This is a genomic window from Nostoc cf. commune SO-36, assembly GCF_023734775.1.
Lineage (GTDB): Bacteria > Cyanobacteriota > Cyanobacteriia > Cyanobacteriales > Nostocaceae > Nostoc > Nostoc commune_A.
Map to the genome: position 1 here is coordinate 5,553,904 of NZ_AP025732.1, position 12,294 is coordinate 5,566,197.

The 12,294-nt window shown below is 39.8% G+C and carries 16 protein-coding genes and 1 pseudogene; 4 read left to right on the forward strand and 13 right to left on the reverse strand.

What is annotated here, in order from left to right; all coding sequences use genetic code 11:
- The first annotated feature begins 385 nt into the window (after positions 1–385).
- Positions 386–809 (forward strand): annotated as a pseudogene (locus ANSO36C_RS25240) (YidH family protein).
- 166 nt (positions 810–975) lie between these two features.
- On the opposite strand, the gene ANSO36C_RS25245 reads toward ANSO36C_RS25240, so the two are convergent.
- The 7 genes from ANSO36C_RS25245 to ssuD form a co-directional block, all read right to left on the reverse strand.
- The gene (locus ANSO36C_RS25245; protein ID WP_190947379.1) at positions 976–1,443 is read right to left on the reverse strand and encodes an RrF2 family transcriptional regulator; all 468 of its coding nucleotides are present in this window, start codon (positions 1,441–1,443) and stop codon (positions 976–978) included.
- Positions 1,444–1,789: 346 nt separating this feature from the next.
- Positions 1,790–2,080, reverse strand: coding sequence for an NIL domain-containing protein (locus tag ANSO36C_RS25250; protein ID WP_251956751.1), 291 nt, complete (start codon positions 2,078–2,080; stop codon positions 1,790–1,792).
- Between the two features lie 15 nt (positions 2,081–2,095).
- On the reverse strand, positions 2,096–2,689 hold the full coding sequence (locus tag ANSO36C_RS25255) for an NIL domain-containing protein (RefSeq protein WP_251956753.1): 594 nt from the start codon (positions 2,687–2,689) through the stop codon (positions 2,096–2,098).
- Positions 2,677–2,817 carry a hypothetical protein gene (locus tag ANSO36C_RS25260; RefSeq protein WP_267145373.1) on the reverse strand — a complete coding sequence of 47 codons (141 nt, stop codon included), beginning with the start codon at positions 2,815–2,817 and terminating at the stop codon, positions 2,677–2,679. The genes ANSO36C_RS25255 and ANSO36C_RS25260 overlap by 13 nt, the downstream gene beginning before the upstream one ends.
- 26 nt (positions 2,818–2,843) lie before the next feature.
- Positions 2,844–3,110 carry an NIL domain-containing protein gene (locus ANSO36C_RS25265; RefSeq protein ID WP_251960437.1) on the reverse strand — a complete coding sequence of 89 codons (267 nt, stop codon included), beginning with the start codon at positions 3,108–3,110 and terminating at the stop codon, positions 2,844–2,846.
- 371 nt (positions 3,111–3,481) lie between these two features.
- Positions 3,482–4,051, reverse strand: a complete 570-nt coding sequence (gene ssuE / locus ANSO36C_RS25270; RefSeq protein ID WP_251956755.1) for an NADPH-dependent FMN reductase — start codon at positions 4,049–4,051, stop codon at positions 3,482–3,484.
- 73 nt (positions 4,052–4,124) lie between these two features.
- Positions 4,125–5,273: an FMNH2-dependent alkanesulfonate monooxygenase gene (ssuD, locus tag ANSO36C_RS25275; protein ID WP_251956757.1), complete on the reverse strand. Its 1,149-nt coding sequence runs from the start codon at positions 5,271–5,273 to the stop codon at positions 4,125–4,127.
- Positions 5,274–5,553: 280 nt separating this feature from the next.
- Here ssuD and ANSO36C_RS25280 point away from each other — a divergent pair, with 280 nt between their 5' ends.
- From ANSO36C_RS25280 to vapC, 3 genes are read left to right on the forward strand one after another with little or no spacing between them, the layout of a single operon-like run.
- Positions 5,554–6,801, forward strand: coding sequence for a tetratricopeptide repeat protein (locus ANSO36C_RS25280; RefSeq protein ID WP_251956759.1), 1,248 nt, complete (start codon positions 5,554–5,556; stop codon positions 6,799–6,801).
- A gap of 6 nt (positions 6,802–6,807) precedes the next feature.
- On the forward strand, positions 6,808–7,191 hold the full coding sequence (locus ANSO36C_RS25285) for a hypothetical protein (RefSeq protein ID WP_251956761.1): 384 nt from the start codon (positions 6,808–6,810) through the stop codon (positions 7,189–7,191).
- The gene (vapC, locus tag ANSO36C_RS25290; RefSeq protein WP_251956763.1) at positions 7,188–7,595 is read left to right on the forward strand and encodes a type II toxin-antitoxin system tRNA(fMet)-specific endonuclease VapC; all 408 of its coding nucleotides are present in this window, start codon (positions 7,188–7,190) and stop codon (positions 7,593–7,595) included. Before ANSO36C_RS25285 ends, vapC begins: the two co-directional genes overlap by 4 nt.
- Before the next feature lie 50 nt (positions 7,596–7,645).
- Here the strand turns inward: vapC and ANSO36C_RS25295 are convergent, their stop codons facing one another.
- The 6 genes from ANSO36C_RS25295 to ANSO36C_RS25320 form a co-directional block, all read right to left on the reverse strand.
- A complete protein-coding gene (locus ANSO36C_RS25295) occupies positions 7,646–8,452 on the reverse strand; it encodes a phosphate/phosphite/phosphonate ABC transporter substrate-binding protein (RefSeq protein ID WP_251956765.1) in 807 nt (268 codons plus the stop codon).
- 37 nt (positions 8,453–8,489) lie between these two features.
- The gene (locus ANSO36C_RS25300) at positions 8,490–8,693 is read right to left on the reverse strand and encodes a hypothetical protein (protein ID WP_251956767.1); all 204 of its coding nucleotides are present in this window, start codon (positions 8,691–8,693) and stop codon (positions 8,490–8,492) included.
- Between the two features lie 243 nt (positions 8,694–8,936).
- Positions 8,937–9,506, reverse strand: coding sequence for a TauD/TfdA dioxygenase family protein (locus ANSO36C_RS25305; RefSeq protein WP_251956768.1), 570 nt, complete (start codon positions 9,504–9,506; stop codon positions 8,937–8,939).
- Entirely contained in the window at positions 9,503–10,690 is a 1,188-nt protein-coding gene (locus tag ANSO36C_RS25310; RefSeq protein WP_251956770.1) for an RNA-guided endonuclease InsQ/TnpB family protein, read from the reverse strand. The genes ANSO36C_RS25305 and ANSO36C_RS25310 overlap by 4 nt, the downstream gene beginning before the upstream one ends.
- A gap of 72 nt (positions 10,691–10,762) precedes the next feature.
- Positions 10,763–11,116, reverse strand: a complete 354-nt coding sequence (locus ANSO36C_RS25315; protein WP_251956772.1) for a TauD/TfdA dioxygenase family protein — start codon at positions 11,114–11,116, stop codon at positions 10,763–10,765.
- A gap of 37 nt (positions 11,117–11,153) precedes the next feature.
- Positions 11,154–12,251, reverse strand: coding sequence for an aliphatic sulfonate ABC transporter substrate-binding protein (locus tag ANSO36C_RS25320; RefSeq protein WP_251956774.1), 1,098 nt, complete (start codon positions 12,249–12,251; stop codon positions 11,154–11,156).
- Between the last annotated feature and the right edge of the window lie 43 nt (positions 12,252–12,294).

A 12,294-nucleotide genomic window follows, 5' to 3' on the forward strand; every position in this document is an offset into this window, starting at 1 on the left:
ATAGATTGAATAGGCTGCCACACATCTAGTTTTTCAGCTGCCTCTAGGCTATGGAAGGGCTTTAGACCCAAAATTATAAAATTTAAATACGCGACAGCTTAGGTAAATTTAGCCAGAATCTTGAATAAAAGCTCAGAGTCAGAATTGTTCTGGCTCTTTTGTTTTTGATTTATATTATTATATGATTAAAGACAGAGGCAAATAAGTAGTATATTAATTACAGAGATTCAATAACAATGATTTATCAAAAAACTTAAAAAATCATTTACTTATATTTAAACTTTTGAAAAATAAATATAGCTTTATTTTTCAAAGTATTGTTATTTTTTTGTAAAATAAATTGAATAGTGAAAATTTTGAATAACTATTTGAACACATAAATTGCATGAAGATAGAAGCAGAAAAGTTAGAAGTGAAGAATTTAGAAAAAAAGAAGTATAGGTCAGACCGAATTCGAGATCACTTAGCAAATGAACGTACCTATCTAGCATGGATGCGGAGTGGTATTGCGCTGATGGGTTTTGGTGTTTTGATTGTACGATTGCGGATCATTCGCCCTCCGTTAGCACCACAACCCCCTGGTAATGGTTGGAAGTTAGGTTTAGCATTTGCCTTAGTTGGTGTGTTAACAGTATTACTTTCAACTCAGCATTATTCGCTGTTCGTCGAGATATTGACGAGGATACTTATCAACCGCCAGACCGTTGGATACTTATGCGAGTCTAGCTGTGGTTCTCCTCGATGGGGGTGTACTATACTATGTGTTCACAGTTCCTCTAGATTATTTGAGTAGTTATATTCTGGAGTGAAAGATTTACCTGTAATCCTTGTAGAGACTTAGCACTGCTACGTCTCTAAGTTATTTTTCACTCCTATGTCTGTTGAATATTTTTGAATTTGGAAGTTTTTAATTGAATGCAGTTATTTCCAACTCTGATAAACCTTCTTCTCTAGCTAATCTGCATTCTTATGTTGCTAAATGTAATACATCTGACTCTTCTGTAAACGTGCTTCGCGCTGGTCACACAAGTCTTGGATGGTATATTGGCTCAAAATAGTTTGTGCAGCAACATCTGCTTGCTGCCAAATCTCCGACACCAAACTTTTTTCCAAATTTTCTTCAGAAGGAAGCTCTTTTTCTTTCTGTTCTCCATCCAACATAATCACGACCTCTAATAACGTTAATTGCCGAGGTTCACGCGCCAAAACAAAACCACCTTTAGAGCCACGTTGACTCTGCACCACACCCGCACGCCGCAGACTTGAAAGAATTTGCTCTAGATAACGCTCTGGTATTGGATGCTTGGCAGATATGTCACTCATGGTTGTGGGTGTTTTGTGAACATAATGGTTGGCTAGTTCTAAAAGTGCTAATAGCGCATATTCCACTTTCGCAGACAGATCCAAGAGGGTATAGTTTTGTTTTTTTAAGCTATCTGTCATAATACTACTGTTACCTGATAAATTTAGTGTAGTTAGGCGTTGATTTTCATTTATCTACTAATCAAGTCATCCAGGAGACATCCTCTAAAAGCAGCTTAATGATTGAAGAGTGTTTGGATGGGGCAAACAATTTAAATATTAGGAAACCCAAGTCTATTTAGAATCCGGTTTCTACACGCCATATTCAGCAGTCCGCAATCCTAACTCAACAAGAATTTCCCAGCCAAGGTGAATAATCCGATCAACGATCGCAGCAGTTGTATTCTCGTCGGCATTCTTCCAATTTAGTATATTTTCAATTAAACTACGATTATCCTACCAACTTTTAGTATTTATATTTTAAAAATTAACAGTACCAACTATCACCATCTGCATTCGCTTTACCTAAAACCTTGATATTTAAAGATTCCAGATAATTTAAGCAATCACCAATTTGAGACATAGAACCTCGCAATTCTAAGTCAAAACGCCCTGGAATATTAGTGTTTTTTTCTAGTTCAGCCCCGGTAATATTAACAGTTATCTGAAAACAAGAAATTATCCGAGAAATAATTGGTTCTTGCCAGTAAGATTGAGGAATATATAAACGCACCCGCAGTTGATTCATACTACTGCTTTGATTAATAAATGAAATCATAGACAAACATTCGCCTTAAATGATATGTCCATGCAAAGAAGATGTGTCTATCCACAGTGGTAAATTTAGCATTTTTAAGTGATTGAAACTAGAAAAAAGTTGCTCTGGCTTACCCCAAATATCTAAATCAAACCAACCATCATCTTGCTGATTGGCTAGCAGTGATGCTGCAATAATATTGACTGTAACTCCATAACGAGAAACTAAGTCAAAGATGATTGGTGTTTGGTGATAATCTTTTAAGATGCAAATCTGCAAGCGTAGTCGGTAAGATTGACCGTTTTTAATTTCGTAGGTTGGAGGATGTTGAGGTATTGGCAAAGGTGAAAATTTGTGACTTGAGTGGGGAAACGGCTGAGAACTAAAATTATCCTGCACATTGCCGGGGATACTCAACTGCATTAAATCTACTCCCAAGTTCTGTAAATACAGCAAACCATCACTGATATGTTCTGAATTGCCTTGGAGTTGCAAGTTAAACCAACCATAGTTTTCTGCTGGCGTGAGCATCGCCGCCGTGATGTTACAGCAGTTTTCGATCAAACCCACCACAAAAATAAATCCTAAAACAAAGCCCAGTATTGCTTTCAGCACTTTTATCTGTAGCACGTTTGATTGCAATTTGCTGTAACTGTGACACCATAGCGGGATACCAAACGAGAAATCAAAGGTTGACGCTGGTAATGCTGAGGTATACGAATGCGGCTATCAATTGGGGTGACTTCAGGTTGTGGCATAAGAATATTCCAGAAGAAAAGGTTAATCACCAACTACTGACGCTGTTTTCGTCCCAGATTTCTAGCTCTATATCCTGAAGATGATTGATAGCAGCATCTATCTGTGCTGTTGTACCTTGTAAATTGAGGTCAAACCAACCATCACCAACAGCATTTGCACCCAAAATCACGGCTGTAATATTAATAGTTAGTCCATATTCCGAGACTAAACGAGAAATCACAGGTTCTTGATGAAAATTCCGAGGAATTCTCAGGCGAATTTGTTTGTGAATGATCTGATTGTCAGCAACCATATCCAAATTACCTATGCTTGATAAATCAAAAAAGTAAATACACCCGCCGTACTTGCGATCGCTACGCTCAAAATAGCTCGTACCAAAAACAGTGACACAAAGCTTCTCAAAGAAGTGCGTTTCCATTGATTCCAGATATCCGTCCACATACTGACTTTAGACCCCTTAGCTTAATCTACACTTAATCAATCAAAATTTAGTATTTGATGATTTAGTCATAGATATTACAGACATCTAGATGAAATAGCAATAGGAAACACCATAATCCCGGTCAAGAATGTGTTAATTCCATGATTTTTAAATAAAAAATAGCAGATGGATGGAAATCACCCGGCTGCTGGTAGGAAAGGAGTAAGGATAACTCTGATTAACTAGCCAGCATGGACAAATTCTTTGGCAACATTCTGGGAATGATTCACCGCTAGAGCAAACTCTTTGAGGACATCTTGCAATCTTTGGTCTATTTCTTCATCAAGTTGCACGCTACCATCTGACTGGATTTGAATTTGCTTATCGACTGCGTATACTGTACTCAGTATATGCCGTGCGCCTAGTTCTGCTAGCACAGGTTTTAAGGCATACTCTACTGATAATAAATGTGCTATGGTTCCACCTGTAGCTATAGGTAGCACAACTTTTCCAGCCAAAGCTTTCTGGGGTAATAAATCTAGAAATGCTTTGAGTACACCTGTGTACGCTGCTTTATAAATGGGTGTTGCAATAATTACACCGCTTGCTTTTTCTAGCAGTGCTTTTGGCTGTTGTAATGCGGCACTATCGTACCGTCCATAAGCTAAGTCTTCGGCTGGTAAATCACGCACAGAGATGATATTTGTGGGTAAATTTTTTTGCTGTGACAGAATTTGAGCAGCGTATTCCAAAATAGCGTAGGTTCTGGAAGGGTGGGAGGGACTGCCTGCGATCGCTAATATATTTGTCATGGTAAGTTAAACCTTTTGGGATTTTAAACGCAGAGGTACGCAAAGGGAAGCGCAGAGGTGCGCGGAGTGTTTTTTAATCTACGGTGGCGATTTGCTGTTTGGGGAATTCTTGGTTGGCTACAACCTCACCAAAGGGACTCAATAGTTGCGGTTCTAGTGTTGGCTGATTTTCTAGGGGTAAACGAGGGAAAAGTAATTCTGCTACTCGATATGCTTCTTCTAGATGAGGATAACCAGAGAAGATAAAGGTATCGATACCTATTTCTTGATATTCCCGCATTCTCTGAGCAACGGTATTAGGATCGCCTACTAAGGCTGTGCCAGCACCACCACGCACTAAACCGATTCCTGCCCATAAATTCGGGCTAATTTCTAAGGCTTCACGAGAGCCGTTGTGTAATTCTTTCATCCGGCGTTGTCCTTCGGAATCCATGCGTGCGTCGTATGCTTGTTGGGTTTTGGCGATCGCCGAATCATCTACGTAGCGAATCAAATCGTTCGCTGCATCCCAGGCTTGGCTTTCTGTCTCTCGCACAATCACGTGGAGACGAATCCCAAAACGTAATGTTCTCCCTTGGGCTGCTGCTAACCGACGTACAGAGGCAATCTTTTGGGCAACTTGTTCTGGTGGTTCGCCCCAAGTTAAATATACATCTACGTGTTTGGCTGCAATTTCTTGAGCAATCGGAGAAGAACCGCCAAACCACAGAGGCGGATGAGGTTTCTGGATTGTGGGAAATAATAGCTTACCACTTTGGATATTCAGATAATCTCCCTGGAAGTCGGCAGTTTCTCCAGATGCAATCTCTCGCCACACTGCCAAAAATTCATCTGTTAATCTGTAGCGATCATCATGGGAAAGATGCAATCCATCTCCCGCTAATTCCACCGGATCGCCACCGGTGACGACGTTAATCAACAACCTTCCACCAGAAATGCGATCAAAGCTTGCTGCCATTCGTGCTGCTACTCCCGGCGACATCAACCCCGGACGAATAGCCACCAAAAACTTCATCCGCTTGGTGTGTGTCACCAAAGTTGATGCCAAAACCCAGGCATCTTCACATGAACGGCCTGTAGGTAGTAATGCCCCTGCAAAACCTAAATGATCTACTGCTTGGGCAATCTGCCGCCAGTAATCAAAGTTGACTGCCCGCCCGCCTATGGCAGTACCAAGATAGCGCCCTTCACCGTGAGTTGGAATAAACCAAAGTAGCTGCATGATATCTATAGTCAGAGTAGCTGCAATATTTCCTGGACTTAAAATACGGTAATTTTGTCAGTTTACCGTATTATTTAATTCACTTTTAGACTATCGCACAGCCAGTCAAGCAAAGCAATACCTTTACAAAACTAAATACTGTTAGTCGGTAGAGTTTTAGTATTTTAGTGCTTGCGGTTTTGTGGTGGCTATGACATACTTAAACTTGAAATTACATTATTCCTGTAGACTTACCGTAGTTTATAGCTTGCTTCATAAATCTTGCAGCAAAGAATTAATCATGTTTAAAGATGCACAAGGACTAATAGTTACAACAGATTCAGCCAATGCGAAAGCAGCCATTAACCGTTTTATCGATCAGATGCTTGGTTATGGTAAAGATGCAGAAACAGCAATTTCACAAGCAATTGCAGCAGATCCTACTTGTGCATTAGCTCATGCTTATGCGGCTGCTTATTATCTCACCCAAGAAAATCGCAAAGCTTGGCAGGTAGCTCTACCATATCTGCAAACTGCAAAACAGTATTGCACCAAGGTTACTGCCAGAGAAAAGTTATATGTGCAAGCGATTTTAGCTTGGGCAAATCAAGAAATTGATGTAGCGATCGCCACTCATGAAGAGATTGCTAATCAATTTCCCCGTGATTTAATATCTGTGCAGCAGGGGCAGTATCACTATTTTTATACAGGAAATAAAGAAAAATTACTGGAAATTGCCCAGAAGGTTTTACCTAGCAATCCTCAACAACATTATTTATATGGCATGGTAGCCTTTGGATTAGAACAATGTCACCAACTCAAAGCAGCAGAAAAGACAGCTCGTCAAGCGATCGCATTGAATAGATATGATCCTTGGGCGCATCATGCTTTAGCTCATGTCATGGAAACTCAGGGAAGAGTCGATGAGGGGATAGCTTGGATGGAAAGTTTTGCAGATACCTGGGAAAACTGCAACTCCATGCTCTACACTCATAACTGGTGGCACATTGCATTATATTATTTGCAGTTAAGAAACTACCAAAAAGTTCTCAAACTCTACGATACGCATATTTGGGAACGTGCTAACAAACAATCTCCTAAAGACCAAGTAGGAGCAATTTCATTATTATTGCGCCTAGAGTTGCATGGTGTAAATGTGGAGAACCGTTGGCAAGGCATCAGTCCTTATCTTTATAGCCGGATTGATGAACACGCATTACCATTTCAGGATTTGCATTATGTTTATGCCCTTGCCAAAGCCGGACACCATGATTGGGTGAACCAAATGCTTCAGAGTATGCAGTATCACACTTTGAGTATTAATCCTTTCCTGCGACGGAGTTGGGTAGAGTTAGCAATTCCCGCAGCTAGAGGAATGGTAGCTCATGCCAAAGGCGATTTCAACACGACTGTTGTAGAACTGAAACCTGTTTTACCACGCTTGCATGAGATTGGAGGGAGTCATGCACAGCGAGTATTATTTGGGCAAGTTTATCAAGATGCGGTATTGTCGACACAACAGCAGAGTTGGGATTATGCCGTGTCTTAAAAACTAGTGCAAAATAAAATTATCCTCCACACCCTCATCATGGCTATCCAAAAACTCGAACAACAACTCCTTCAGCTTTCGCCCAATGATAAACTGTATATTATCCAACTTCTCGCTCAAAGCTTGACCACACACAATAACAACGCCCACCCAGATCAACCAAGCAAACTCTCAGACTTTTTCCGTGAATCTCCTTTGGCTGAACTCACTGAAGAATTAGATATTAACCGAGGTTTGGTATTACTAAAAACCCTGATTGAGTCTTTACAACCAGAAACCAAAACTGAAACCCCAGAATATCCCCTGACTCAATTTTATGGATGTATCCAAGATGAAACATTCTTTCGCCATCCCCAAGGACAACAACAAGAACGTGAACACATCCTGTGAAATTCCTGCTAGATACTAACACTTGCATTATTTATATGCGTGGAAAAAATTCCACCTTAAAGCAAAAACTAGAATCCACTGCAACTAAAGATATTGCCGTTTGCTCAGTCGTCAAAGCTGAACTATTTTATGGCGCAATGAAAAGTGCCAATCCAGTACGTAATCTTACCTTACAACAAGAATTTTTAGCACAATTTATATCATTAACTTTTGACGATCTAGCAGCAATGAGATTTGGAACGATTCGCTCTCAACTAGAAGCATTAGGTACTCCAATTGGAGCTTATGATTTACAAATTGCCGCTATCGCACTGACAAATAACTTAACCCTTGTCACCCATAACACTAGGGAGTTCAAGCGCGTTAATAATTTGCTTACTGAAGATTGGGAGATAGATAATTGAGAACCCATTTCCTTCTCTTTGTGCCTCTGCTTGAGCTTTTATTTTATTTCTTACCTAGACAAGCTAACACAAGAGCGGTCTTTATAAATCTGATTTAATATCTGATAATCTTCCAAACTCACTGCGGCAAAACGTCTGACTCCGAACTGTTTCATCACTTTTTGTAACTCTGCATCTGGTTGGAGTAATGCCAACTGCATTTGCTGAGTCAAAGATATACCTAGACGCTGTGCTACTACCAATGGTGGCATCGGAGAAGGCCCCAGCACTTCCACCACACGCAAATGCTGTGATAATTCAGGAAAATCCTTTAATTCCTGTTCTAGCACCACACTATCAATCGCTGCACAATCTGCCAATCCCTCAACTACCCAGCGAATTGAACGCTGATGTGAACCTGATTGTAGCGTTTTGCCAAAGAAATTTTCAGGATATTTTTGTTGAACTAATTTATGAGAAAGTAAATTATAACCACTATTAGAACCCAGATCATTATAACAAAATGTTTTTCCTGCTAAATCTGTAAACTTTTTGATATTACTATTAGCATTGACAATAACATCTGCATAATAAACAGGGCAGTTGCTATATCTTGATGATTGCATTACTGGCGCAACTAAAGTCTGCAATTGATTTGAAACTATTTGACTATAGCGAATTAGTGGCAATCCACAAATAAAAGCTAAGTCTATCTGGTCTTGGAATAATAGGGAGTCTTCCAAGGGGTCATGTTCTCCTTGTTGTAGTTGGAATTCTACTTTTAAAACACGACCTAAATAAGCTGCGATCGCCTGATAAAATTCAAACCAATTGGGAGCCAGATAAGATGTAATTTGCAATTTTTTATATATGGTCATTTTTGTTCTACAACAGTTTCATGTTGAATCAATCGACTTATTTTTTTCCAAATATATAATGTATATATAAAAATCCGAGACTGGCAAAGGTCAACAACATAATACCCAAAACTGTTGTGTATGCTTTAGTGTGCCACCATAGCTGCTTTAAAAAATCTGTACCAAGTAGTAATATCTTCCACAAGAAATAATCATTTACTTTTTTAGCGTCTTGGATATTGATGTGTTGAGCTAATGCCATTTCGATTTCTGCCTTCAATCCAAACAAAGAACGGTAAAACGATAGCTTTTGTGTAGATTATAATATATATTATCTAAGTTCGTCAAAAAATCTGAATAATTAACGTTAATATTTTTGGAGATAAACTTCATATATTCTCAATCAATAAAACTTAAATCGTCATAAAGTACAAAACCCCGGTTTATTCAAGAAACCGGAGTTATTTTATGCCAACTTATTTTTTCAACTAAATGGGGTTTTTCCTCAAAATGGACGGCTACCCGCTAAACTTATCCGTTTCATCACCCGGCGTTGATTGGGATCAAATGCTTGACGATAATGCAAAGTTGCTTGATTATCCCAATAGACAATATCGCCTACAGACCATTTATGTTGATAATAAAATCGAGGTTGATGTAAATGCGATCGCAGCTGTTCAATTAATTCAGATCCTTCTTGCGGATCTAGTCCGACAACTTCCACTTCTGTGGCGTAATCTAGATATAAAATCTTTTTCCCACTTTCTGGGTGTGTCCGTACTAGAGGGTGAGGAAATACCGGGCTAATTAGAGGAATACTCTTATCGAGACGGTATTTAGAACGCGGTGTATTTGGTTGATTTAAAAACGGATTGTAGGTAATCAACTGCAAATCTGCAATCCGACGCTTGATAGATTCATCCAAGGTTTCATAAGCCAAATTCAAATTTAACCAGTAAGTATCTCCACCTTCATTGGGTACTTCCAAAGCATAGAGTAAAGAACCACTAGAAGGATAAGGAGTCCACTTTTGACATCCTCCCCACCGTGAACGGCGGGGATTCCTAAGACTCACGACTTAGGTTTCTGCTTCTTTCCCTTGCGGGTATTTTGCAACTGCCCTTTAATCCTAGAATTATCGGGTCTTATGTTCGCTCCACAGACTGAAACGGCAAGCCCTGCCGCCAAAATATTCTTACTTGCATTGATGTCCCGGTCGTGGTGTGTCCCGCATTTAGGACAATCCCACTCTCGTACATTCAACGGTAATTTATCAACGATATGTCCACAATTGCCACATCGTTTAGAACTCGGAAACCATCGGTCAATCTTAACCAAAGTGCGGCCATACCAATCGCACTTATATTCAAACTGTCTGACCAGTTCACCCCAACTCGCATCACTGATAGCAAGAGCGAGTTTCCGATTTTTGATCATGTTCTTCACAGCCAAATCTTCTACGGCGATGGTTTGGTTTTCTCTCACCAACCGAGTTGTCAACTTGTGAAGGAAATCATTTCGAGCGTCACTAATTTGGGCATGGATATTAGCGACTTTAAGACGAGACTTATGGCGATTGTTAGACCCTTTCTGCTTACGACTCAAAGATTTTTGTGCAATACGCAACTTGGCGCGTTTTGCTTTAAAACCTTTAGGGTTTGCAACCTTCTCACCCGTAGAGAGAACAATCAAACTCGTGATACCCAAGTCAATCCCAACAGAGTTAGGAGATTCCGGCAATGGATCAATCTCAATATCCACCAACAAAGAAACGCTCCAACGTCCAGAGGGCGAGAGCTTCACGTTAACGGTGGAGGGTTCGGCATTATCGGGAATGGCTCGACTCCATCGGATGTCCAGAGCTTCCGAACTTTTAGCGAGGAACAATTTACCATCACGCCATTTAAAAGCAGATTTAGTAAATTCTGCACTACCGCCATTGCGCTTCTTCTTGAAGTTTGGGTATTGCGCCCTTCCTGCAAAGAAGTTAGTGAAAGCGGTTTGCAGATGTCTCAAGCCTTGCTGCAACGGCACACAACTGACATCGTTAAGAAAATCAAGTTCGGCTTGTTTTTTCCAGTCTGTCAACAGACTCGAAGTTTGAGCGTAGCCTACTCGTTCCTGTCTTTCATACCATGCTTGAGTCCTTGCGGCGAGAGCGCGGTTATAGACCAATCGAGTACAGCCCATCGTTCTCCGAAGCAAGGTTTCTTGCTCAGGAGTCGGATAAAAGCGGTACTTGAAAGATTTTTGTGTCATTTTCACATTGTAGCATTTATTCTGTGAGATACACGACTCCCAATATAAAGCCGTGCTAGAAGCACGGGGTTTCTACCCATTTTTTTGATGATCAGAATGAAAAGTTAGTTCACCAGTTCCAGTATAGCCACCATCAACATTAGAAACGGGAATTATTACGGGTGTGACTCCTGGCTGAGAAGCAAGAACTGGGATATCATCTGGCGGGACAAATAGAGAACCAAAATGAAAAGCAAAGTTTAAGAATTTCTCATCAGTCAGGTTTTGATTTTTGAAGATGAGAATGTGGCGTTCTCTTAATTCCTGCTTCAATCTTAAGATAACTTCAGGTTCAATCGTTTGACTAGCATCAAATCCAGTCACTACAGATCCTAAAGGTGTATCAAAAGCAGTAATTTCAAAGTTAGTTAGGGTGAGTGTAGACATAATTATCTTTCAAAATTGATTGCAAACTTTCCAAATATTATTTTTTAGCCAGAACTTCTTGGGGAGTGATTTCGGCGTATTGTTCTGGAGTTAAAAAACCATCTCTGACATTTACTTGTTTAGGTATTAGTCCCAAGCTGTACCATTTATCTGCAACTTGTTGTTGTTTATTAATAATTTTTTCGGTAATTGGTATCAGCGTAAAATCATACTTTTTGTGCATAATCTCTAATGTTGGTGGATCAAGGTGAGTTATTCCAGAGAGCAATTTGGAAAGTTCTTTAGGATTATTTTTAGACCAATTTTGGGCTTTTTGCACTTCTTCTAGAAAGACTTTGATGACTTCTCGATTTTCTTGATAGAATTTGCGGTTTGTGGATATAAAATTGTTAGTATCTCGCAAGCCGTTACCACCATCAGTTAAAACCCGTGCCGTGTTATTTTGGACATTTCTTGTAACAAATGGTTCCCAAATAAACCAAGCGTCTACTTTACCTTGACTAAATGCCACATTAGCATCTGGAGGCGCTAGACCGATTGATTCTATATCACTAAGCTTTAAACCTTCTTTTTCTAAGGCTCGAAGTATAAGATAATGACCAATTGATGCTTTTTGAAAAGCTACTTTTTTTCCTTTTAAATCTTTGACACTTTGAATAGGAGAGTTTTTAGGAACTAACAGTGAAACTGCTTGCCCATCAGAAGAGTTAGCTGCTAGATATACAAGAGGTGCGCCGGCTGCTTGAGAGAAAACAGGAGGAGATTCGGCTGTAGAGGCAATATCAAGTGCGCCTGCATTTAAAGCTTCTAATTGTTGTGGCCCGGCAGCAAATTCTGGCCACTCTACCCTATATCCTAAAGGTTTTAATCGTTCTGCTAGAATACCTTTTTGTTCTAAGACGGCTAGGGCAGTCAGTTGTTTAGAGCGGACAATTCTAATTACTTTCTTGGCAATAGTATTACTACTAGCTACATTAGAAGCCGATGAAGCTGATTGTTGCTGAGAATTATTTGGTGAATTACTGCAACTAAATACTGTAGTAAGTACTAAACTGTAACCAAAAGCAAATAAGGCGTGACGACGAGTGATGTGTCGGTTTTTCCAGAATGCAATTTGTTTTCTGAAATCTTTCATGAATTAATTCACCTCTAATTATCTCTGCGCTTCTGCGCCTATT

Bases quoted from the DNA above. Each gene is read 5' to 3' on its own strand.
- ANSO36C_RS25295 (WP_251956765.1), bottom strand. From the start codon at position 8,452: ATGACCATATATAAAAAATTGCAAATTACATCTTATCTGGCTCCCAAT.
- ANSO36C_RS25320 (WP_251956774.1), bottom strand. From the start codon at position 12,251: ATGAAAGATTTCAGAAAACAAATTGCATTCTGGAAAAACCGACACATC.
- ANSO36C_RS25265 (WP_251960437.1), bottom strand. From the start codon at position 3,110: ATGGTTGCTGACAATCAGATCATTCACAAACAAATTCGCCTGAGAATT.
- ANSO36C_RS25245 (WP_190947379.1), bottom strand. From the start codon at position 1,443: ATGACAGATAGCTTAAAAAAACAAAACTATACCCTCTTGGATCTGTCT.
- ANSO36C_RS25280 (WP_251956759.1), top strand. From the start codon at position 5,554: ATGTTTAAAGATGCACAAGGACTAATAGTTACAACAGATTCAGCCAAT.
- ssuD (WP_251956757.1), bottom strand. From the start codon at position 5,273: ATGCAGCTACTTTGGTTTATTCCAACTCACGGTGAAGGGCGCTATCTT.
- ANSO36C_RS25310 (WP_251956770.1), bottom strand. From the start codon at position 10,690: ATGACACAAAAATCTTTCAAGTACCGCTTTTATCCGACTCCTGAGCAA.
- ssuE (WP_251956755.1), bottom strand. From the start codon at position 4,051: ATGACAAATATATTAGCGATCGCAGGCAGTCCCTCCCACCCTTCCAGA.
- ANSO36C_RS25315 (WP_251956772.1), bottom strand. From the start codon at position 11,116: ATGTCTACACTCACCCTAACTAACTTTGAAATTACTGCTTTTGATACA.
- ANSO36C_RS25300 (WP_251956767.1), bottom strand. From the start codon at position 8,693: ATGGCATTAGCTCAACACATCAATATCCAAGACGCTAAAAAAGTAAAT.
- ANSO36C_RS25260 (WP_267145373.1), bottom strand. From the start codon at position 2,817: ATGCCACAACCTGAAGTCACCCCAATTGATAGCCGCATTCGTATACCT.
- ANSO36C_RS25250 (WP_251956751.1), bottom strand. From the start codon at position 2,080: ATGATTTCATTTATTAATCAAAGCAGTAGTATGAATCAACTGCGGGTG.